Annotated in this window: 22 protein-coding genes; 4 read left to right on the forward strand and 18 right to left on the reverse strand. The window is 43.5% G+C overall.

What is annotated here, in order from left to right; translation table 11 throughout:
• Positions 1 to 2 precede the first annotated feature (2 nt).
• From purS to EIZ39_RS17475, 10 genes are all read right to left on the reverse strand, one after another.
• The gene (gene purS, locus EIZ39_RS17430; RefSeq protein WP_129201376.1) at positions 3 to 251 is read right to left on the reverse strand and encodes a phosphoribosylformylglycinamidine synthase subunit PurS; all 249 of its coding nucleotides are present in this window, start codon (positions 249 to 251) and stop codon (positions 3 to 5) included.
• Positions 244 to 963: a phosphoribosylaminoimidazolesuccinocarboxamide synthase gene (gene purC, locus EIZ39_RS17435; protein ID WP_129201377.1), complete on the reverse strand. Its 720-nt coding sequence runs from the start codon at positions 961 to 963 to the stop codon at positions 244 to 246. Before purC ends, purS begins: the two co-directional genes overlap by 8 nt.
• Positions 964 to 994: 31 nt before the next feature.
• Positions 995 to 2,290, reverse strand: a complete 1,296-nt coding sequence (purB, locus tag EIZ39_RS17440) for an adenylosuccinate lyase (RefSeq protein WP_129201378.1) — start codon at positions 2,288 to 2,290, stop codon at positions 995 to 997.
• Positions 2,287 to 3,426 carry a 5-(carboxyamino)imidazole ribonucleotide synthase gene (purK, locus tag EIZ39_RS17445; RefSeq protein WP_129201577.1) on the reverse strand — a complete coding sequence of 380 codons (1,140 nt, stop codon included), beginning with the start codon at positions 3,424 to 3,426 and terminating at the stop codon, positions 2,287 to 2,289. The genes purB and purK overlap by 4 nt, the downstream gene beginning before the upstream one ends.
• A 2-nt stretch (positions 3,427 to 3,428) precedes the next feature.
• Positions 3,429 to 3,914, reverse strand: a complete 486-nt coding sequence (gene purE / locus EIZ39_RS17450; protein ID WP_129201379.1) for a 5-(carboxyamino)imidazole ribonucleotide mutase — start codon at positions 3,912 to 3,914, stop codon at positions 3,429 to 3,431.
• A gap of 176 nt (positions 3,915 to 4,090) precedes the next feature.
• Complete coding sequence (locus EIZ39_RS17455) at positions 4,091 to 5,458, reverse strand: NCS2 family permease (protein WP_129201578.1); 1,368 nt, start codon at positions 5,456 to 5,458, stop codon at positions 4,091 to 4,093.
• 182 nt (positions 5,459 to 5,640) lie between these two features.
• A complete protein-coding gene (gene guaA / locus EIZ39_RS17460) occupies positions 5,641 to 7,179 on the reverse strand; it encodes a glutamine-hydrolyzing GMP synthase (protein WP_129201380.1) in 1,539 nt (512 codons plus the stop codon).
• A 210-nt stretch (positions 7,180 to 7,389) separates the two neighbouring features.
• Positions 7,390 to 9,519 carry a transglutaminase-like domain-containing protein gene (locus EIZ39_RS17465; RefSeq protein ID WP_129201381.1) on the reverse strand — a complete coding sequence of 710 codons (2,130 nt, stop codon included), beginning with the start codon at positions 9,517 to 9,519 and terminating at the stop codon, positions 7,390 to 7,392.
• Complete coding sequence (locus EIZ39_RS17470) at positions 9,506 to 10,657, reverse strand: DUF58 domain-containing protein (protein ID WP_129201382.1); 1,152 nt, start codon at positions 10,655 to 10,657, stop codon at positions 9,506 to 9,508. The genes EIZ39_RS17465 and EIZ39_RS17470 overlap by 14 nt, the downstream gene beginning before the upstream one ends.
• Positions 10,658 to 11,623, reverse strand: coding sequence for an AAA family ATPase (locus tag EIZ39_RS17475; protein ID WP_129201383.1), 966 nt, complete (start codon positions 11,621 to 11,623; stop codon positions 10,658 to 10,660).
• Between the two features lie 256 nt (positions 11,624 to 11,879).
• On the opposite strand from EIZ39_RS17475, the gene EIZ39_RS17480 reads away from it, so the two are divergent.
• On the forward strand, positions 11,880 to 12,590 hold the full coding sequence (locus tag EIZ39_RS17480; protein ID WP_129201384.1) for a cell wall hydrolase: 711 nt from the start codon (positions 11,880 to 11,882) through the stop codon (positions 12,588 to 12,590).
• 34 nt (positions 12,591 to 12,624) lie between these two features.
• Here EIZ39_RS17480 and EIZ39_RS17485 read toward each other — a convergent pair whose 3' ends face one another.
• The gene (locus EIZ39_RS17485) at positions 12,625 to 13,929 is read right to left on the reverse strand and encodes an MFS transporter (protein WP_129201385.1); all 1,305 of its coding nucleotides are present in this window, start codon (positions 13,927 to 13,929) and stop codon (positions 12,625 to 12,627) included.
• Positions 13,930 to 14,108: 179 nt separating this feature from the next.
• Between EIZ39_RS17485 and EIZ39_RS17490 the strand changes: the two genes are divergently transcribed.
• A complete protein-coding gene (locus EIZ39_RS17490) occupies positions 14,109 to 15,197 on the forward strand; it encodes a chymotrypsin family serine protease (protein ID WP_129201386.1) in 1,089 nt (362 codons plus the stop codon).
• Positions 15,198 to 15,413: 216 nt separating this feature from the next.
• Here EIZ39_RS17490 and EIZ39_RS17495 read toward each other — a convergent pair whose 3' ends face one another.
• Entirely contained in the window at positions 15,414 to 15,878 is a 465-nt protein-coding gene (locus tag EIZ39_RS17495) for a chemotaxis protein CheW (protein ID WP_129201387.1), read from the reverse strand.
• 203 nt (positions 15,879 to 16,081) lie between these two features.
• On the opposite strand from EIZ39_RS17495, the gene EIZ39_RS17500 reads away from it, so the two are divergent.
• Together EIZ39_RS17500 and EIZ39_RS17505 are read left to right on the forward strand one after the other, a co-directional pair.
• Complete coding sequence (locus EIZ39_RS17500) at positions 16,082 to 16,402, forward strand: hypothetical protein (protein ID WP_129201388.1); 321 nt, start codon at positions 16,082 to 16,084, stop codon at positions 16,400 to 16,402.
• 151 nt (positions 16,403 to 16,553) lie between these two features.
• The gene (locus EIZ39_RS17505) at positions 16,554 to 17,084 is read left to right on the forward strand and encodes a DUF3231 family protein (protein ID WP_129201389.1); all 531 of its coding nucleotides are present in this window, start codon (positions 16,554 to 16,556) and stop codon (positions 17,082 to 17,084) included.
• 159 nt (positions 17,085 to 17,243) lie between these two features.
• On the opposite strand, the gene groL is transcribed toward EIZ39_RS17505, so the two are convergent.
• The 6 genes from groL to EIZ39_RS17535 form a co-directional block, all read right to left on the reverse strand.
• Complete coding sequence (gene groL / locus EIZ39_RS17510; RefSeq protein ID WP_129201390.1) at positions 17,244 to 18,881, reverse strand: chaperonin GroEL; 1,638 nt, start codon at positions 18,879 to 18,881, stop codon at positions 17,244 to 17,246.
• A 94-nt stretch (positions 18,882 to 18,975) separates the two neighbouring features.
• Entirely contained in the window at positions 18,976 to 19,257 is a 282-nt protein-coding gene (groES, locus tag EIZ39_RS17515; protein WP_129201391.1) for a co-chaperone GroES, read from the reverse strand.
• Positions 19,258 to 19,548: 291 nt separating this feature from the next.
• The gene (tatC, locus tag EIZ39_RS17520) at positions 19,549 to 20,316 is read right to left on the reverse strand and encodes a twin-arginine translocase subunit TatC (RefSeq protein ID WP_129201392.1); all 768 of its coding nucleotides are present in this window, start codon (positions 20,314 to 20,316) and stop codon (positions 19,549 to 19,551) included.
• On the reverse strand, positions 20,309 to 20,956 hold the full coding sequence (locus tag EIZ39_RS17525) for a redox-sensing transcriptional repressor Rex (RefSeq protein WP_129201393.1): 648 nt from the start codon (positions 20,954 to 20,956) through the stop codon (positions 20,309 to 20,311). The genes tatC and EIZ39_RS17525 overlap by 8 nt, the downstream gene beginning before the upstream one ends.
• 26 nt (positions 20,957 to 20,982) lie before the next feature.
• The gene (locus tag EIZ39_RS17530) at positions 20,983 to 21,975 is read right to left on the reverse strand and encodes a molybdopterin-binding protein (protein WP_129201394.1); all 993 of its coding nucleotides are present in this window, start codon (positions 21,973 to 21,975) and stop codon (positions 20,983 to 20,985) included.
• Entirely contained in the window at positions 21,969 to 22,484 is a 516-nt protein-coding gene (locus EIZ39_RS17535) for a MogA/MoaB family molybdenum cofactor biosynthesis protein (protein ID WP_129201395.1), read from the reverse strand. Before EIZ39_RS17535 ends, EIZ39_RS17530 begins: the two co-directional genes overlap by 7 nt.
• Between the last annotated feature and the right edge of the window lie 17 nt (positions 22,485 to 22,501).

Genomic DNA, 22,501 nt, shown 5'->3' on the forward strand with positions numbered 1-22,501 from the left:
ATTTAGACCTCCTGCAGCTCGAAACGGTAATCCTCAATGACCGTGTTCGCAAGCAGCTTCTCGCACATTTCCTTCACGCGCTCTTCTGCAGCGGCTCTGTCGTTTAACTTCACTTCCAACTCCATATACTTCCCGATTCGAACGTCCCCAACCTCATCAAATCCTAAAGAGTGAAGAGAACCTTGAACGGCGTTCCCTTGAGGGTCGAGTACACTTTCTCTTAATGTTACGTATACAGTAGCTTTAAACATGAGCTTGTCCTCCTAAGCGTCTTAAGATTTCTTGATAAGCTTCTTCCACACTGCCTAAATCACGACGAAATCGATCTTTGTCTAGTTTTTCTTTCGTTTCTGCATCCCAGAAACGGCAAGTATCCGGTGAGATCTCATCAGCGAGAATGACTTGTCCGTCATTCGTCTTTCCGAACTCTAATTTAAAATCGACTAGAATAATTCCACGTTCAGCCATATAAGCATTGAGAACTTCATTTACCTCTAATCCAACCTTCTTAAGCAAAGCACATTCTTCTTCTGTCGCTAGATTCAGCACAGATACGTGGGCATCATTAATGAAGGGATCCCCGAGAGCATCGTCCTTATAATAGAACTCTACGATTGGATGTCGAAGAGTAGTGCCTTCTTCCATCCCTAATCGCTTAGCAAGGGAACCGGCGGCGATATTGCGAACGACAACTTCTATTGGAATAATCTCGACTTGGCGTACAATTTGTTCAGTTGGAGATACTTTCTTTACGAAGTGATTTTCGATTCCCTTTTCTTTTAACATGCTGAGAAAAATCGAACTGATCTCATTATTTAAGATCCCTTTGCCCGTAATCTGTGCTTTCTTCTCACCATTAAAGGCTGTTGCATCGTCTTTGTACTCGATCCAGTAAAGCCCAGGTTCATCGGTTTTATAAACTTTCTTCGCTTTACCTTCGTACAACAAATCTAACTTTTCCATTGCCGGTTTCCCCTCCATTAGGTGGATGTAATTATGAAAGGCCTAAACGCTCAAAGATGGTGTCGACATGCTTAAGATGCCAATTGTAATTAAAGCAATCGTCCATTTCTTCTTGGTTCAGTAGCGTAGTCACCTTGCTATCCTCTTCTAGGATCTGACGGAAGGAACGTTGCTCTTCCCAAGCTTGCATCGTTTTTGGTTGAACCGTGTCATAAGCTTCTTCACGACTTAAGCCTTTATCAATTAACTTCAGCATGACACGCTGGGAGTATATCAATCCGAACGTACGGTCCATATTACGCTTCATATTTTCTGGGAACACCGTTAAGTTCTTCACGATGTTTCCGAAGCGATTCAACATGTAGTTCAAAAGAATTGTTGCATCCGGTAAAATCACGCGTTCCACAGAAGAGTGGGAGATGTCTCTCTCATGCCATAATGGAACGTTCTCGTAAGAGGAAACCATATAGCCGCGGATCACCCTAGCCAAGCCCGACATATTTTCACTGCCGATTGGGTTGCGCTTATGAGGCATCGCAGAAGATCCCTTTTGTCCTTTTCCAAATGCTTCTTCTACTTCTCTCGTTTCACTCTTCTGCAAACCACGCACTTCCGTTGCAAACTTCTCAATGGAGGTTGCGATCAAGGCGAGCGTTCCCATGTATTCTGCATGTCGGTCACGCTGAAGGGTTTGAGTCGAAATTGGTGCTGCTTGAAGCCCTAACTTCTCGCAAACGTATTGTTCTACAAAAGGATCGATGTTCGCATAAGTCCCTACGGCACCAGAAATCTTTCCGAAAGCCACACGCTCTGTCGCTTGGTCGAAGCGCTCTAGGTTACGCTTCATTTCTTCACGCCATAGAGCTAGCTTCAATCCGAAGGTCGTAGGCTCTGCATGAACCCCATGAGTACGTCCCATCATAACCGTGTTCTTGTGCTCTTTTGCCTTCTCTGTAAGAATCTCAATGAAGTTCACAATATCTTTTCTCAAGATTTCATTTGCTTGACGAAGCAGATAAGAAAGAGCGGTGTCAACAACGTCGGTAGAAGTTAATCCATAGTGCACCCATTTCTTCTCTTCACCTAGCGTTTCAGATACCGCGCGAGTGAAGGCTACGACGTCATGACGGGTTTCTTCTTCTATCTCGTAGATACGGTTGATGTCAAACCCTGCATTCTCACGCATAGTCTCAACATCTGCTTTAGGAATGTGACCTAGTTCTGCCCACGCTTCACAAGCAAGAATCTCTACTTCCAACCATGCTTGAAATTTATTCTGTTCCGTCCAGATCGCCGTCATCTCAGGTCTGCTATATCTTGATATCATATGGTTACCTCCGCTTTATTCCAGATTCCTAATGCTTCAATTTGTTCTAAGGCCTCTTCCGTTGTACTTGCCAACACATTTAAGTGCCCCATCTTTCGTTTCATCTTGCTTTCTGCTTTTCCATATAAGTGCAGCTTCGATGTAACAGGAAGCTTCTCCATCGATTCTAATATAGGTTCGACATGCTCCCCTAATATATTAACCATGACCACTGGAGAGAGCATGGTGACGTCCCCTAACGGCAATCCACATACAGCGCGAATATGTTGCTCGAACTGTGAGGTCATACAAGCTTCCATTGTATAATGCCCCGAATTGTGAGGTCTTGGTGCTAACTCATTAACTACAATCTGTCCATCCTTCGTCAGAAACATCTCAACCGCCACTAGACCAACGACACCGAGTGCCTCAGCTATCTTTAAGGCAATCTCTTCCGCCCTAGCGGCCTGCTCGGCTGTGACGCGAGCCGGTACAATACTCTGATGAAGGATATTTTCTATATGAATGTTTTCTGCGACAGGGAAAGCCTTCGTCTCCCCGTTCGTACTTCTCGCAGCGATAACGGAAATTTCTTTTTCAAATGGGATGAACGCCTCGACAATGAGCTCTGCCCCTGTTCGATTCAAGTCCCTAAAAGCCCCAGGAACTTCTTCCATTGACCGGATGACCCACTGTCCTTTCCCATCATAACCGCCTGTGGCAGTTTTCATGACGCAAGGAAGACCTAGCTTTGAAACCGCATCGCTTAGCTCTTGCTCGCTTCCAATCACTTCAAAAGGAGCGACCGGAATGCCGTAAGCGTGAAGGGTTGACTTCTCGCGAATACGGTTCTGTGTAATCTTCAGCAACTCGCTTCCTTGTGGAACAAAGGAAGTCTTCTCTAACTGAGCCGCTACTTCGGCGTCTACATTCTCGAATTCATACGTAACTACATCGCATGATTTCGCGAACTCTTCTGCCGCTGATAGATCAGAGAAGGAAGCAATTATTTGTCTATCGGCTACTTGACCGCAAGGAGAATCTGGAGTAGGATCCAACGTTACGAAGCGATACCCCATATTTCGTCCTGCCAGGGCCATCATTCGGCCTAGTTGACCTCCTCCTAGGACACCAATGGTAGAGCCAGGTTTGATCATTTTCACAGGAGTTGCCCTCCCTCCATCACACTTTCTCGAATGTTCTCTCTTCGCTGTACAAAGCGTTCTTGAATCTCTGGATACTTAATCCCTAGAATCTGAGCTGCAAGTAAACCAGCATTAATTGCTCCGGCCTTCCCTATGGCTACTGTTGCGACAGGGACGCCTCCTGGCATCTGAACAATAGAAAGAAGAGAATCCAATCCGTTCAAATTCGAGGATTTAACAGGTACCCCTATAACAGGCAATTCAGTCTTCGCTGCCACCATTCCCGGCAGATGAGCGGCTCCACCCGCTCCCGCAATAATGACTTCGATCCCTCTGTCTTTAGCGGTTGTGGCATATTCAAACATATAATCGGGTGTTCGGTGAGCAGAAACAACTTTCTTCTCATACCCCACTCCGAGTTCATCTAACATGTTACAAGCTTCCTTCATTGTCTCCCAGTCTGAGGTACTGCCCATGATGACACCCACAAGGATATTCATGTTTTTAAATCCTCCTACGCACGAATAATTCATCTTTAGTAAACCACAATTCCCGAAGAAAAACAACCTTATAAACGTACTTTATGTTGTTATTTTTTAATTAATGTTCGTGTTTTACCCGTATTACACAAAAGAAAAGGGCATCTCTATTTAAGATGCCCTACTTTTTTATGAAATTAATGCACCCAACCAAAATAGATTAAGAATACGAAGAACAAGAAGTACATAATCGGATGGACCTGTTTTCCTTCACCTTTGATCAGTTTCGTTAGTGGATAAAGAATAAATCCAAGTCCAATCCCTGTCGCGATACTAAAGGTAAGTGGCATTAAGATAATGGTCAAGAAGGCCGGAGCCGCTTCTTCAATCTTATCCCATTCAATACGACTTAAGTTTGACGCCATGAGGATCCCAACCACAATAAGGGCTGGTGCTGTTACAGCTGGAGTAATCACGGCAAGTAAAGGAGAGAAAAACAACGCAATTGCAAAGAATGCAGCTGTTACAACGGAAGCAAACCCCGTTCTTCCCCCTGCCGCTACTCCTGCGGAGGATTCCACATAAGAAGTCGTTGTGGAGGTTCCTAATACCGCACCGGCAACCGTCGCTACGGAATCCGCTGTTAGGGCTTTACCCGCTCTAGGCAGTTCATTCCCCTTCATAAAACCCGCTTGACTCGCAACCCCCACTAACGTTCCTGCTGTATCGAAGAAATCTACAAACAAGAAGGTGAAGATGACAATAATCATCTGCGCTGACAGCATGGTCGATAGATCGGTAAGCGGACCGAACATAGCTCCAAACGTAGGAGCAATGCTAGGAATTGGGGCTACAACCCCTGCAGGGGGCTGAATAATACCTACGATCATTCCTCCAACTGCAGTAATAACCATTCCATAAAAGATAGATCCGGTTAGCTTTCTTGTCATCAAAACAACGGTAACAACTAGACCAAAAACAGCTAATAGGGTGCTCTGAACCTGCGCCATCTGCGCCGGCTCCATCCCTTCCTTGTAATGAAGGTTACCTAAAGCTACGAAGGTAGCTGGATCTGCTACAATAATACCGGCATTCTTAAATCCTATGAAAGCGATGAATAACCCAATCCCTGCTGATGCTGCATATTTCAATCCTGCTGGTATAGCATTAATTATCGTTTCCCGAACACCTGTGAAGGTCAAGATCAAGAAGATAACCCCAGATATAAATACCCCTGCTAAAGCTTGCTGCCAAGGAATACCCATGGTAAGAACGACCGTAAAAGTAAAGAAAGCATTCAGTCCCATCCCTGGGGCAAGAGCAATTGGATACTTCGCATAAACTCCCATGATTAACGTTCCAATCACAGCCGCTAGAGCGGTTGCTACAAAAACTGCATCCTTATCTGGGAACAAATGACGAAGGTCAGGCGGAAGATCTGCCCCACTCAACATAAACGGGTTAACAGCCAAAATATAAGCCATGGCCAAAAAGGTCGTTAAACCCGCAATAAATTCGGTGCGAAAACTCGTTCCATGTTTCGCAAATTCAAAATACCCTGCTATTCCAGACTCCCGAACGTTCGCCGATTTTTGCTTTTCCATAACCAGCAGTTCCTCCCTAATGATTATAAATATAAAGACTATTACTAAACCCGAAAATTAGTTTAGCAATAGCCTTAAAAAAAGTCAACGATAATCACGAATGTTTCTTTATAAATTTTTAATTAATATTCGGTTTTAGAGCCTTACTCCCACTCAATCGTTGCTGGCGGCTTAGAAGTAATGTCATAAACTACACGATTCACATTCTCCACTTCGTTGACAATCCGCACTGATATTTTCTCCAAAATATCATAAGGTATACGCGCCCAATCTGCTGTCATTCCATCAATAGATGTAACCGCACGGATTCCGACAGTATAGGAATAGGTACGGCTGTCTCCCATAACCCCTACACTCTTCATATCAGGCAAGGCTGTGAAGTACTGCCAGATCTCACGATCAAGGCCAGCCTTTTTAATTTCCTCACGCAAAATTGCATCCGATTCCCGAACAATCGTAAGTTTTTCCTCCGTAATTTCTCCAATTACACGAATGCCAAGTCCTGGACCTGGGAATGGCTGTCTCCAAACAACCTCAGCTGGAAGACCAAGTTCCTCACCAACTTTACGAACCTCGTCCTTAAATAAAGTCTTCAATGGCTCGATTAGCTTTAATTTCATATCCTCCGGAAGTCCACCGACATTATGGTGAGACTTAATCGTTTGAGCTGTAGCTGTACCACTCTCTACGATATCCGTATAAAGCGTTCCTTGCGCTAAGAAATCCATACCTTCTAGCTTGCTGGATTCTTCCTCGAACACATAGATAAACTCGTTGCCAATAATTTTACGTTTCTTCTCTGGATCAGAAACCCCTGCTAACTTAGAGAGAAATCTCTCCTCCGCATCAATCTTAATGACTTTCATGTGGAACTTCTCGCTAAATGTTTCCATTACGCTTTCGGCTTCACCTTTGCGCAGCAATCCATGATCAATAAACATACATGTTAGTTGATCTCCGATCGCTTTATGTATCAGAACTGCGACAACAGAAGAGTCTACCCCTCCGCTCAAAGCACATAAAACTTGTTTATCTCCAACCGTCTCTTTAATTTCTGCGATCATCTGCTCAATGAAATTCTCCATCGACCAATTTCCTTCGCACTCGCAAATATTAAATAAGAAGTTAGAAATCATTTCATTCCCATACTCGGAATGACGAACTTCTGGATGGAATTGAACGGCATAAAAGTTCTTCTCAGGATGGCTCATCGCCGCAATCGGGCAGTGCTCACTGCTCGCATCAATGCGGAAGCCTTCCGGAGTTTCAACGACTAAGTCGCCATGACTCATCCATACGTTTTGTTCTTTATTTAGCTCACCGAAGAAACGACTTTCGTTAGCAATGCTAATCGCTGCTTTCCCGTACTCTCTCTTGCTCGCTCTCTCCACTTTTCCTTTCAAGTGATGAGTCATCATCTGCATCCCGTAACAAATACCTAGGATTGGAATACCTAGATCATAAATCTTCTCATCTACAAGGGGGGAATTTTCGGCATACACGCTTGCTGGACCACCGGAAAAAATGATTCCTTTTGGATTTAATGCTTGAATTTTCTCAATGGTAGTATTGAACGGTAGAAGCTCACTATAGACACCAAGGTCTCTTACTCTTCTGGCAATCAACTGATTGTATTGGCCGCCAAAATCCAATACGATGACGATCTCATTAGGTCTTTCCATAATCCAAAATCCTCCTATGATGGTATAGCGATTAACGTTAGGAATAGGTTCCCCTAAATAAGTGGAAAACATAAAGCCAGACTCCTCTGATTCCTTCAATCAGGAAGAATCTGGCTCTTAGAAGAAAGCCTTTCCCTGACATTCACCCTGCCGAAATGAATTAACGTTCGACTTTTGACGAGTTTATTCTATCAAACGATAGGTAAATGATCAAGAAAGGAAATGACGTAGGAATTTTCGCAATTTAGATTTATTCTTTTTAATCTCTAGTTCCTTCCAGGAATTATTTCCATAGATATGTTTTTCGTAGGAGTTGGTCAGCTCTCTCAGCTCATTTTTCGTGTCTGTATTCAAGGTGATTCGAGAAACAAACTCTTGAAGGGATTCACTTTTTTCTCTCCGCGAAAAGGTATTTCCAAGAGCGGAAATGACAGAAAGATAGAGCTTGGCCACTCCGTCTGCGTTTTCCACTCGCTTTCCTCGATGGTAGAGGAGCCAGAATCGCAGCTGCGATTGCTTCTTATAAATGAAAACCCCGATGATCAGTATAGCCAACAGAAGAGGTATAATCCAATTGACACCGTTTTTGCTTGCGGAGTCACCCGTTACAAAGTCTTCCTCCATCTCAGCCAATCGATCCGTCATATCTTGATTGGAAAAAGGAATCATGGAACTTGCCGGCACATCCTCTTCCTTCTCCTCCATCGCTTGAACATCCTGTTTTGTTGGATGGACAAAGCCTGGAGTCGGTTCAAAAGGAACCCAACCATAGCCAGAGAAATAAACTTCCACCCAAGAGTGCGCATTCTTATTTCTCATGGTTACTTCATATACGTTGTCGTCCTTGCGTGTCATGTCTCCCGTTGAGAATCCCTTCACATAACGGGCTGGAATTCCAGATGCTCTTAATAATACTGCCATCGCGGATGAAAAGTGATCACAGTATCCCCTTTTGGACTCAAACAAGAATTGATCTACAAAATCTTCTCCTTCCCCAAGATAAGGGACATTCAGTTTCTCATAAACAAAACCACCCGAGTACTTTAGATATTGTTGGATGGCATAAGCCTTACTATAAGGATCCGCCTGATCGCGTGTAATTTCTTCAGCCAATTGAGTGACTCTCGCAGGCAAATTCATGGGCAGCTGAAGATAGTCTTGTATTTCCTCAGGATAATCGAGGTCAGATTCCCTTAATTTCTCTTCATTAATTAATGGAATACCAATAAGAGCCTCATAATCTGCTATATTCTGTTCTTCGTTAGAATAACGCGCTTTAATTTCATGGTTCCCGGTTGTATAAAGAGAAATGGGCTGTGGTGAAACAGATTTCATCTCTTGAATTTGCCCACCATAAAAAATGATCCGGTATCTGGGATCAACATACCGCACTTTCGTTAGAATTTCTTTATCTTCCATTTTCATATTGTCCACGAGAGGTTCTAAGCCCACCTCCCCCTCCATCTTCAATATGGAGGTTTGCCCTCTTACATCCTTCCATTCCGAACCAGTATAGACATTTCTCGACTCCCCGCGCCAATAGTGCTTCTCTGGCGTTTCGGCATAGAAAACTACGGTCTCATCATCTATAAACGGCCCTCCTAGCCGATGATCTCGGCTTTCATAGCCTACCTTCTGATACCCTGATCCCCCTTGATGGCCAAACCAGCCCACATTAAGAGCAGTAGACTCATTGGGCTTAGGGACGGCATACGCAATGGACATCACGGTCAGGACAAAAACAAGGGATGCGAATATCCACTGCAAGCGATTATACCTTCCGCTTATCGCTTGCACACCTAATCTCTCCACGATGCGAAGCTGTTGAATCGCTAAAAGGGATAAACAAAGAAGGACCGTTCGAATAAAGGCTTCTTTAACCTCATAAACAGTCGTAATGTCCATCAAGACAAGAAAAGCTGCAGTGGAAATACTAATCCACAAGGCTTGATTACGATTGAGGACGGCTTGATAAACAATCCGTACAACCACCCACAACAGAAGAACAAAGACCAAAGATCGAATAAAACTCGTTGTCAAAGCAAATTCTCTTAATTCTACTCTCTCATAGTTGTAAATAAACTCAATCATGAGATATTCCAACCAAGTTCGCCCTTGATCCGGCGTTTCAGGCTGGTACATGATATACATAAACACAGCTGAGCCAATCCACCCTAGACATCCCCTCACAAAAAAAGGAAGCTTGGCCATGGATAGAAGAGCAAACCACCCTACCAGCCATAAAAATACACTAAAATCTTCGAACTGTATAAAGAGAGGCAGCGGTCGCAACCACTCCCATAAGATGAAAAAAACGATAATGCCTTTAAGCCAGTTCACGGTGTAGAATCACCCCGCTTCCTTGTAACTTATGGATCCACATCCGCTGATCATCTGCCGAGCTCTCACTAGCCAAAAACAACTCTACTGTTGTTCGTTTTTGCGCCAAATCGGTTAACAATACACTTAACGAACGATCCACTTGGCTTGTCACAATAACTAGATGTGTCCCACGCGGGAGTTGTGGCAAGGTCTGACCCACGAGGCTGGCCACACTTCCTTCTCCATCTAGGCGTAATCTTGCTAGCTCTTCTAGAACCCTAAAAAAGTCATGTTCTTGTGCTCCTTCTAACATCCTAGCTCTTCCCAATGCCCCTTCTAGCAGCAATGAATATTTCAATTGTCTCTTCTTTCCTAAGTAGATCAAACTAGCTACTAAACGGATCGCCTTCTCAAATGCAGCATTGTCCGGATAGGCAGACGGTCGAGTATCTAAAAATACAGCAAAGTGATTAGAAACATGATATTCATATTCTTTAGTTTTTAATGTATGATTCTTGGCGGTTGCTTTCCAATGGATCTGACTAAGGCGATCTCCATAAGCATATTCCCGAACGCCTACCACAGAAGTCAGTTCATCCGAATGACGACGCGCAATTGAAGCATGCCCACTATGTTGACCATCTTTTACACTCCATGTCCCTAGAAGATCATATCTAGGATAAACAATAAATTGATCGAGCCTGTCAATCGTCTTGTCTAATTTCATAAGCCCAAAAAGGTCACCACAAACTATCGTAATCTCTTTGAGTTCATAGACTCCTCTAGCTAACTGAGGAATCTCAAGCGTAATGTCGATCTCTTTCTTGAACCAGGGGAATACAATCTGACTAGGAACGAAAGGCATGTTCTCCGGCCATCGCTCGTGAGCGGCATACCAAATCAAGGGAAAGGGAAGCTTCCTTTTCATTTTAATCGTAACGAATTGCTTACCTCCCGCCTGAAGTCTCTTTGAGCTTATCTCCCTCATGACCTCCATCTTAAGAAAGCTGGTAAAATACAGTAAGCTCTCATAAAGGATGAGAGTCAGAAGAATATAATATAAGAACGTACTAGCAAATCCAGTATGCCACCCCTTGTATAGATAGGCGAGAAGCGTAAAAAATGACAACAAGGTAAGACTTAATGGACCATTCACCTAGACACCCAACTTTTTGTCGCGAGCGACAGGGACTGGAATTTGCTCTAGTATAGAACTTACAATGTCTGTGGCCTTCACACCCTCAAAACGCGCTTCCCCTTTTAGAATCATTCTATGGGCCAATACCTCAATGGCTAGCTCCTTCACGTCGTCTGGAGTCACAAAATCCCTTTCCATGAGGTAAGCTCTCGCTTGGGTAGCTTTATAGAAGGCGACCGTACCACGTGGACTAACGCCAAGCAGGACATCCTTATGAGTTCGCGTTCTCTGACAGATCTCCACCATATATTCCTTGATCACATCATTCACATATACTTGAGATACTTGCCCCTGAAGCTCTACGATTTCTTGAATGGTACATACGGTGGAGAGTGTATCTCCATTCTCAGTAATCACAGTGCGGGAAAGAATTTCAACCTCATCTTTTTTATCTGGGTATCCAAGGTGAAGCTTCATCATAAAACGATCCATCTGGGCTTCTGGCAGTGGATAGGTCCCTTCGTATTCAATCGGGTTTTGGGTGGCCATAACAATAAACGGCTTGTCTAATGTGTAAGTCACCCCATCAACCGTAACTGATCGTTCTTCCATCGCTTCTAACAAGGAGGATTGCGTTTTCGGCGAAGTCCGATTGATCTCATCAGCAAGTAAAATATTGGTCATGATGGGTCCCTGCTTGAATTCAAATTCCATCGATTTTTGATTGTAAATCGATACCCCAATAACATCCGTCGGCAGGAGGTCTGGAGTGAATTGAATTCTTTTAAATGTTCCGTTAATGGAACGCGCTAGAGCTTTCACCATTCTCGTCTTTCCTACCCCTGGTACATCCTCAAAAAGAATATGTCCTTGGGCCAATAAAGCAATCATCATTTTTTCTATCGTATGGCGTTTGCCTACAATGACTTTTTCTACATTCTCTATAACTCTATCTAGCACTCGTGTCTGATCCACTTGTATCATGAGGCACCCCCAATGTCGCTCTAGTTTATCCCTTTATTTTACTTTATTTGGCACGTCGAAGAAACCTAAAAAGATTGGGAATTTGTCGTATTATAAATTTCATCCTATTCTTCCATTATCTTATTCTTGATCCTCTTCTCAAGTGTGCTAGAATTAATTCCAGTTTTAACACAATTGGACTAGGCCTGTCCGATCATTCATTCCTGGCTAGTTAGTTGGTATTAAAAGCGGGAGGAATAGTGAGGATTTAATAGATATGAAAAACAATTTAACTGTGTTAACTATAGTCGTTTTCTTTGTAGGATCTATAGCCTTTAACAACAACCATTGGGTGGCTGAAGCGAAGGAATGGGATCAGGCTGACGAGATTCAGAATGTAAGTGAGCTTAAGCACCATATCCAAGATGGATCTACAAAGAAGATGAAAGATAGCATGATTCGGCAACCTGTTGCTGAGCCAGATTTGACACAGGAGGAAGTACAACAAGAAATGACTCTACAGGAGCCGGAACTAAAACCTGAACCTCTGCCAGAGCCGAAGCCAGAGCCCCAGGCAGTTGCGCCGAAGCAAAGTAAGCCCGCTGCTAGTACGCAAGCACCCCAAGATCTCCAGTGGTTAGCGCGCATTATCCACGCGGAAGCGAAGGGAGAGCAGATGTTGGGGAAGGTAGCTGTTGGAGCCGTTGTTCTTAACCGAGTTAAGCATGAAGAGTTTCCGAAGAGTATCTACAAAGTCATTCATCAAAAGAACAAAAAAGGGAAGTATCAATTCCAGCCAGTAGCCAATGGCAAGATTCATAATCAGCCTGACCAAGATTCAATCGAAGCCGCTAAACTAGCCATGAAGGGGAACGACCCAACCAACGGGGCCCTCTTCTTTTATAACCCAAAATTATCCCGCAGTAATTGGATGGCAAACTTGCCTAAGAAGGCCCAGATTGGAAACCATATTTTTGCTGGAAGCTAGGCCCAAGAAAATGAACCGGAGGAGTTTCCTCCGGTTAACTTGTTTTGATTCTCATCAAGACAATTATACCTATAGCCACCAAGATAATAAGTGACCCTAAAGCGATTCGGCTTGCTAAATTTCCGGTTTCAGCGAGTACAAGGGTGATTGTGCCATAAAGTACGGGTCCAACAATGGAAGAGACCTTTCCTGAGAAAGCGAATAGACCGAAGAATTGTCCTCTTTTCTCCTCTGGTGTTAATTCAATAATAAACGTCCTCGAAGTCGCCCACATCGCCCCCATGGCTACACCATACAAACTTCCTGCTATCCAAAACATTACCTGGTTCACAGCCCCACTGGCTAGCGCAATAGCCACCATGAGAATCACAGCAACGGATGCCACTGCTTTTTTCGACCCCACAGCTCGATGAATATAACCGAAAACAAAAGAACCTACAATCGCAGTTACCGTAGATACCAAATAAAGCAAAATGAACTGGCCTGTCGTAAATCCGGCAATGGTCTTGGCATAGATAGCCATCATGGCAATTGCGGTAGCAATCGCATCGTTAAAAAAGAAGTACGCAATCATAAACAGCCAAACTGCCGGGTAAGCTTTCATCTCGCGTAGACTTTCTAAGATTTCCTTGTAGCCGCTAAGAAATGACCTCTCATTCTGCCTAGCTGCCCCTTTTTCCTTATACAAGAACATCATCGGGAGAGAGAAAACAAAGAACAGCACTGCAGAAGGAATAAAAGCCCAATGATATTGGTCTCCAATAAAAGGATAAATACCTAGTCCAATTAAAGTACCAACATATCCTAATGCGACCCCGAACCCCGATACAACAGGAGTCTCCTTCTCCCCTTGAACTAAATCAGGAAGCATAGCATCATAAAAGATAAGTGAAGTATTATAAAAAAACTTAGCGACCATAAATAAGAGAATAACCAGAACGATGGAGATTGGCAGGCCCCCTTCGGTCTTCGGGCTGTCCCACATCGCAATCAGCCCCATCATAAGGGTAGCGGTAATACAGCTCAAGGTAAAAGGAATAAGATACCGCTTCTTCCTTCCCGTTCGGTCAATCATGACGCCTAACAATGGAGAGAATACAACGATAAAAAAGCTAGCGATCGCGTTGGCATACGAAATAAAGGTGCTAGCTAGCTGGTTCATTACCTCACTGCCGCCAATGACTTGCTGTAAATAGAATGGGAAAAAAATCGTGATTACGTTGGAGGAAAATATCGTATTCGCAAGGTCATAGAGTGCCCACGAGAAAATCGGCAGACTCAGGAAAAGACGCTTATTGAATAGTAAGGCTTGCCTATGAGAATCTGACCCTGTATTCATTTTGAAGAAAGCCCCTTTCTTCCGTGAACTTTTACTCTATTATAAGGGCTATCAAGAAATATTTGGGATTTATTTGCATGATTAATCTATTGTTATAGGTCATAACCCAATCGGACTCCGCTCGTTCACCATATATTAATCCTGAATATGACATCTTACGATAAGGAGCGATTGATTTCATGGCATCCTTCTATCAAGCCACGGTCATGAAGGAGTTAATATCAAGGAAACTGCTGCTTCACAGGAAAGAATTAGTTGGTGTAGGAGTGGGCTTTGCAGATCCCAAGAACCCTCGAAAAGGAGCAGCCGTCCTTATTTATATGCACAAGGCTAAGGCTGCAGCTACCAAGGCCATACGAAGGACGATAGAGAACCTGATGAAAACGAAGCAATGGAAGGTCCCGATCAGAAGCATCCAAACAGGCCCTGCAGTCGCTAATGCTAACACATCACAGAATCCTCGCGGAAGATATCGTCCTATTCCTGGAGGCGTCAGTATTGGAACAACCGGGTTGACGGGGACCGCGGGACTAACTGTAGTCAATTCCCCAAATCCCCGACAACTCTACATCTTAAGCAACAATCATGTTTTGAATCGAACGAATAGTACTGCCTTCTCTCCTACTTACCAACCTGGACCTGCAGATGCTCCCATACAAAACAACCAAATTGGTCGCTTAGATCGGTTCATACGCATTCGCCCTGAGGGACAAGGAGAAAATTTAGTGGATGCTGCAACAGCTATTCCGTTTAGCAACAGCTTACTTTCCCCTCGTTATCTCGGTGTCGGGGTTGTGCCAGGTCATCAACTAAGCTATAGGGTAGGCGATCGTTTCAAAAAGATGGGGCGGACTACTGGATTTGTAACGGGAGTGGTTGAATCCATTAACACGGATGTGAGAGTATCGTACGGTAATTACGGTTTTTCGGCGCTCTTTAGAAGACAAACGATCATCCGCAGCGATAGGGGGACTGCTATATCTCAGCCCGGAGATTCTGGCTCGGTATGGCTGAATGCCAGTACCAACTACGCTACAGCTGTCAACTATGCCTCACTTACTGGGAATGGTGGAACAAGAGCAGTATGCTATCCAATTCACTGGTTTATGCAAGCCTTCAACACCCGAGTAGCTATACCTGCGTCATCAGCAAGAGGATTGGTCAAAAAAGTGAACTACAAGCGCAACTTCGCTTATGTTCGACCGCTTAGCAAGGAAGATCTCCGCCGTATCAAGGTTGTCAAAGTGAAAGGAAAGAGGGTGCCCTAAAAGGTCGGAAAACCGACTCTTAGGGCACCCCCTTACTCAAGAATAATTGTATTCAGGGGATTATTAGCCACCTGTTTCTCGGTCAGGACTTCAACGCGTCAGATTGAAGCCCTCAAATTGCAGACAGGCGATTTTCAGTACTTCAAAGTGCCCGTTTTGATGCTCCGAAATCAGGAGCGCACCAATTTCTAGGCACTATCTTTTATTCCCGTTTTCCTAGCTTTTTAACGTCTTCTCCATGTCCAACAAGATAATGAGACGGCGGTCCATCTTCGTAACCCCTTGAATATAGGTAGATTCAATTCCACCAACAACGGTTGGAGGGGGCTCAATTTCACTTCGGTTTATGTCCGTGACATCACTGCAGCTATCCACTACAATACCAACTTCAATCTCCTCTAGGCTAAGGACAATGATTCTTGTGTCTTCATTGTAAGGTTCAGACGGAAGTCCAAAGCGCTTGCGAAGATCTATCGTCGGGATGACCGACCCCCTGAGATTCATCACACCAATGATATAATCGTTGACATTCGGGACACGTGTTACATTTGTCATTCTTTCAATGGAATTGACTAATGTAACATCAATTCCATAGTCTTCATCATTAATGCGAAAGATAACAATCTTTAACAAATCATTAAGGGCATCGACGGTTGCTAAAGATGATTGATCCATTTCCATTTCCCTCTCCCCTTCTCGTCTTATATGTCATTCTATTATGTTCTATTTTACAATGCATTGCTAGTTTGAGATAGAGGGAAGCGTAAACATAATATGAAGATTTGATTCTATTGAAAAATATATGATTGTCTACTCTATCTACCCAATCAAATCGATTGCTTCTTGCATCTAATATAACTATAAAAAAGAAAGGAGATGAGCTTATGAGCAAGAAAAAAACACGTATCTCTCGTAAACGAGTGGTCGTCACAGCAAAAGACGCACGTGTAAGGCAGGCACTTGGAAACGGCTTTACTCGCTGGGTATTTAACACTACCATTGGACCAAGAACCTTCTTTGCTTTTACTTTCAACGCAGGAAGCCGAAGCATTATTAGTAATGGATTCTGGGTCTCTGCTAACCAATCTCTTGATGCCCATGAAACGAGCAGCTATTCGCAAACACCAAACAGAGGAATTACTGTGGTATTCAACCCTACCCTCGTTACTAGGCAAGCCCAGTTTTTCTTTATTACGAAAGACTAATTAAACAACTCGAAATTAAAGAAATGAGGGTGTCCCAAAGACACCCTTATTCATGTCAACCACATCGAAATCTTGGACGGTATTGTTTGTTTATGAATGGAAATATTAAAGAGACTCAAATTATAAATACAAACCTTGGGGGTGCTACCAAATGTATATGCTAGACGTTATTAAATCTGCATTTGCTCCTTATATGGACGGAGAAAAGCCTCCACTACATATCGGCGAAGCATTTAATCTTTGGTACTATTATTCTGGCGTAGTTCAATCCAAACGAGCCACTGAAGTCGGGTTTAATACAACTCAGGATGAGGAATTAAAAAAGGTGCTTGAGGATTTAATGAGAAATGTTCATGATCCCATTCTCAGAGAACTAACAGAATTCCTTCGTAACGAGGCTGTATCCCTCCCACAAACAACTCCGGAGAAACCAACCGTGGGAGACTTTAAAGATATTCCTGAGGGAGTTAAACTTACTGATGTTGAGATTGCCAACAGTATCAATTGGAATGAACTCATGGGAATTCAAATCGCTACCAGAGGAATTATTGAGTCAACACGAGCAGATGTAGGAGCTATGTTTGCCAGATTCCAAGTGATGAAATTAACCTGGGCGTTAACAATGAAGCAACTACTTCAAAAGCGCGAATGGATCAGTATCCCACCCTACATTAACAAATAACAACTGCCTACATAATGTGGTAAGAGTACGGATTCATGTGCCTCCAGTATTACATAGACAATGAAAAAAGAGGCCCTTCACAAGTTTACTCAACTCGTGGAGAACCTCTACTTTTTTATCGTTAGGTCTAAACCCTTATTAATTCAGGGGTTCAGGGCATTACATCATGCCGCCCATGCCACCCATTCCGCCCATGCCGCCCATATCAGGCATTCCAGCACCTTTTTCTTCAGGCTTGTCGGCGATTACAGCTTCAGTTGTTAAGAACATAGCTGCAACGGATGCTGCATTTTGAAGAGCGGAACGAGTAACCTTAGCAGGGTCAACGATACCCGCATCGATCATGTTTACCCACTCACCTGTTGCTGCATTGATTCCAGTTCCAACTGGCTCATTCTTTAAGCGCTCAACGATAACGGAACCTTCCAAACCAGCATTGCTAGCGATAATACGAACTGGTTCTTCAAGTGCACGAAGTACGATGCGAGCACCAGTTGCTTCGTCTCCTTCTACTTGAACAGCTTCTACAGCTTTAACCACGTTGATCAAGGCAGTACCACCACCGGATACGATACCTTCTTCAACAGCAGCACGAGTTGCGTTAAGAGCATCTTCAATGCGAAGCTTCTTCTCTTTAAGCTCAGTTTCAGTAGCAGCACCAACTTTAATAACCGCTACACCGCCAGCTAATTTAGCCAAGCGCTCTTGAAGCTTTTCTTTATCGAAATCAGAAGTAGTCGTTTCTACTTGTGCACGGATTTGCTTCACGCGAGCTTCGATGTTAGCTTTATCTCCAGCACCTTCAACGATTGTAGTGTTTTCTTTAGAAACAACTACACGTCCTGCAGTACCAAGATGTTGGATCGTTGCAGCCTTAAGGTCTAAACCAAGATCTTCTGTGATTACTTGACCGCCAGTTAATACCGCGATATCTTCAAGCATAGCCTTACGACGATCTCCAAATCCAGGAGCCTTAACTGCTACAGCAGTGAAAGTTCCACGAAGCTTATTCACTACTAGAGTTGCAAGAGCTTCCCCTTCTAGATCTTCAGAGATGATCAACAACGGCTTGCCTTGTTGTACAACTTTCTCTAGTACTGGTAAAATTTCTTGAATGCTAGAGATCTTCTTATCTGTGATCAAGATGTAAGGATTCTCAAGAACAGCTTCCATCTTGTCAGTGTCAGTGATCATGTAAGGAGATACGTATCCGCGGTCAAATTGCATACCTTCAACCACATCTAGTTCAGTATTGAATCCTTTGGACTCTTCTACTGTGATAACGCCTTCCTTACCTACCTTTTCCATAGCTTCTGCAATCAACGTACCGATTTCGTCATCAGCAGCAGAGATCGCAGCAACTTGTGCAATGGATTCTTTCGTTTCAACAGTTTTAGAGATATTCTTAATCTCTTCAACCGCTGCACGAACAGCCTTTTCGATACCCTTGCGGATAACCATTGGGTTAGCTCCGGAAGTAACGTTTTTCAAACCTTCACGGATCATAGCTTGAGCCAATACCGTTGCCGTTGTTGTACCGTCACCCGCTACGTCGTTTGTCTTCGTAGCTACTTCTTTAACTAATTGAGCACCCATGTTTTCGAATGCATCTTCTAGTTCGATTTCCTTTGCAATGGTAACACCATCGTTTGTGATAAGAGGAGATCCAAACTTCTTCTCAAGAACTACGTTACGGCCTTTTGGTCCTAGAGTTACTTTAACCGCATTAGCTAGAGTATCCACACCACGAAGCATAGCGCGGCGAGCTTCTTCACTAAATCTAATATCCTTTGCCATTTAAAGATGCCTCCTTCTAATTCATATATGTAAACCCGAGATTTATTTACGAAGGGACGAGTCCAGTTGGACCTTATAGTCCCAATGAACTCAATTATTGTAAGATAGCAAGAATGTCGCTTTCACGCATGATCAACAATTCTTTGTCACCGAATTTCACTTCAGTACCAGCGTACTTAGAGAAGATAACTTTGTCGCCTTCTTTCACTTCAAGGGCAACGCGCTCTCCGTTCTCAATACGTCCAGAACCTACAGCTACAACGCGGCCCTCTTGAGGCTTTTCCTTTGCTGTGTCTGGTAGAACGATCCCACTTGCTGTTGTCTCTTCCTTAGCAATTGCTTCGATAACCACGCGATCACCTAATGGTCTTAACACTGTGAAACACCCTCCTTAAGGACATTTGCGTTTTATTAGCACTCATTCAACTTGAGTGCTAACACATTTATTATAATAGTCATTTTTCCCCAACTTTGCAAGCCCCTAAATCACTTTTTTTATTAAAAATTTGTAAATATATGTATGAACTACAGATTTACCCTTTCCATTTTGTCCCAAGGTGAGGCTAAGCATACCAAGGGTCATATGTGGAGAGTATTTTATCGATTTTAGTGAATCCTGAAGGGACGCAACCCAATCCATCACAAAAAAGAGGAGATCACTCTCCTCTTAATCGTCTGTTTTAATAATCGCAAATTCTTCTTCCCATTCCTTGTCTCTTTCCTTCTGTTTGCGATAGACGAATCCGGATAGCCAGATACTAATCTCATAAAGCGCAATGAGCGGGATGGAGACAAGAATATTGGATATAAAGTCTGGTGGGGTAACTAAAGCTGCGATGGTGACAAAGATCAATATAGAATACTTGCGGAACTTCTTAAGAATCATCGGGTTGACCACCCGAATCGTGGTCAAAAACAAAATGACGACTGGGAGTTCAAAAAGCAAGCTGACAGGAAGAATTAAGTTAAACATGAACTGGAAATATTGCGTTAGCCCGTAGGTTTCTTCTGCCCCCAAAGCAAACGTGAAGTTGGACATAAACCCAATAATCATAGGAAGTAAGATATAATAGCCGAAGCTTAAGCCCAACAGCAGTAAGATAATGGCAAAAGGAATATAAATCAGCAAGGCCCTCTGCTCCACTTGGGTAAGTCCTGGAGACATAAATCGCCACACATGAAATAAAATAACAGGCAACGTCAGTATAACAGCAATGATAAAGGCCACTTGCATATAGATCCGCAGAGCATCCGAGAACCCAAATACATGCCACGAAATGTTAGACGCAGCTGGATCATTCTTTAAATGTTCTACAAGGGTTGGTGCTACGACAAAACCTATGATCATAAACAAGATAAAAAAGGAAATAACCCAAATAAGCCTTTTTCTTAGCTCAGATAGGTGATCCACCATTGACATTTCTTTATCATTCATTTTCTTCTACGACCACCGGTTCATTTTTTTTCAAAAAGTAGACAAGCGACTGCAACTCAACGCTAAGATCGATATAATGAATTTTTATATCCTCGGGTACTTGCAATCTAGTCGGGGTAAAATTTAGGATTCCCTTAATTCCAGATTTCACAAGTTGATCCGTAACATCTTGCGCTGCATGTACCGGCACGGTAAGGATAGCAACTAATGCATCCTCCTCTTCCACTACACTTACAAAATCATTCAAAGGATAAATCGGGATTCCATTTATCTTTTGTCCAACCTTCGATGGATCATTATCAAACGCGGCAACTATCATCGCGTTATTTTTTAAGAAGTCATACTGAAGGAGAGCGGTACCTAAATTTCCCACTCCCACGAGGATAACATGGGTTGTTTCATCCTGCTTCAAGAACTCTCTTAGAAATTGAATTAAATACTCTACATCATACCCATAACCTTTTCTCCCTAACGCTCCTAAATAGGAAAGATCTCGACGTATTGTTGCTGGATCAATATTCAGCGACCGGCTGAGCTCTGCTGAAGAAACCCTAGTAATACCCAATGAGGAAAGCCCGTGAAGATATCGAAAATATATGGGAAGTCTCTTCGCTGTTACTTTAGGTATAGCTTGTTCCATGAGCTCACCTCCTCATCGTCAATTTACTAACACGAATGAAATCCTCCGTAGCCCATGGAGGTAATATCTTTGGCTGTGATCTTCTCTCCCGCAAGAATTCTAGGCAAGAACACATCAAAGGAAGTATGCGGATCATGCATTACGCATCCTGGTAGTCCCATGATCGGAATATCCCCGTAATAGGCCATCAGCAGCATAGAGCCTGGAAGCATAGGGGTTCCGTAGCGGACCACTTCAGCTCCTACCCCTTTGATTGCGCCAGGTGTACGATCGTCAGGATCCACCGACATTCCTCCAGTCACGAGGATCAAGTCAACCTTTTTATCGATAAAGTACCTTATCTCATTCTGAATCTGCTCGGCATCATCATTCGCAAGTCTTTGCTCTATTACTTCAGAGCCGAAAGCCTTAAGCTTCGCCCGGATGACAGGACCAAACTTGTCCTGAATTCTTCCGGTATAAACCTCACTTCCCGTTGTTACGACCCCCACCCTCATAGGCTTAAAGGGCTTCACGGAGAGAGCAGATTGTTCTGCTAATCGTTCAACTGCCAGAATCTTGCCTTCCTCAATAATCAATGGGATGGGCCGAACACCAGCCAAGGATTGACCCGGTTGGACCACTTGATTATCTACTAAGGTAGATAAAGAGATTCCTTCTAGTTCATTGACCTGGTGAACAATATCTGCTCGAACCTTGAGCAAACCATGTATCTTGGATTTAAGTGTCACTTTTCCTTCGACTGGCTCTGTTAAGAGGATTTCGCCCCCCGCTAGTGCCTTCGCCATTCTTTCCGCTCCCTCATTCTCATGAAGGTAGCCAACAGGTATGTCCATGATATAAATATGTCTTTTTCCGATGTCTAACAATAGAGGTATATCTTCTGGTGTGATTTCATGCCCCGCCTTAAATGCTCTTCCTTTAAACTCACCTGGGAGAATACGAGTCAAGTCATGACCGAGTCTCATTCCCACAGCTTGTTCAACTGGCACTTCTATCAAGTACGAAGATTTCACCACTTTTCCTCCCTTGTAATAGATCCAACCCCCACATTCCCATGAATGATATTAATCGCATGTGGAATCTGGTCGCATATAGCTGTAAAACACTCTTCCACTCCCTTAGGGTTGCCAGGAAAGTTCACAATTAGGGTGTTGCCTCGTGTACCTGAAATCGCACGAGTGAGCATCGCACGACGAGAATTCGCAAGAGATGCCCTTCTCATCTCTTCCGCTAGTCCTGGAACATGGCGATCGATAACCCCTTCTGTAGCTTCAGGAGTCACATCCTCCGGACTAAGTCCCGTTCCACCAACGGTTAAAAGTAAATCCACTCTTTCTCTATCCGTTAGCTCAATCATAGTCTCCTTCAGCATCTCGATGCTATCGGGAACAGTGCGATGAATATGTATCTCACTATCTAAGTGCTTCTTTAGCAACTCAATTAGCTTTTCTACGCTATCGTTTTCTCTTTCTCCTCGATAAATCGAATTGCTCGCTGTGACAACACCAATTTTATATACAGACATGAAAATCCTCCTAGTTG

The sequence above is a fragment of the Ammoniphilus sp. CFH 90114 genome, assembly GCF_004123195.1.
In the GTDB taxonomy this organism is placed as follows: domain Bacteria; phylum Bacillota; class Bacilli; order Aneurinibacillales; family RAOX-1; genus YIM-78166.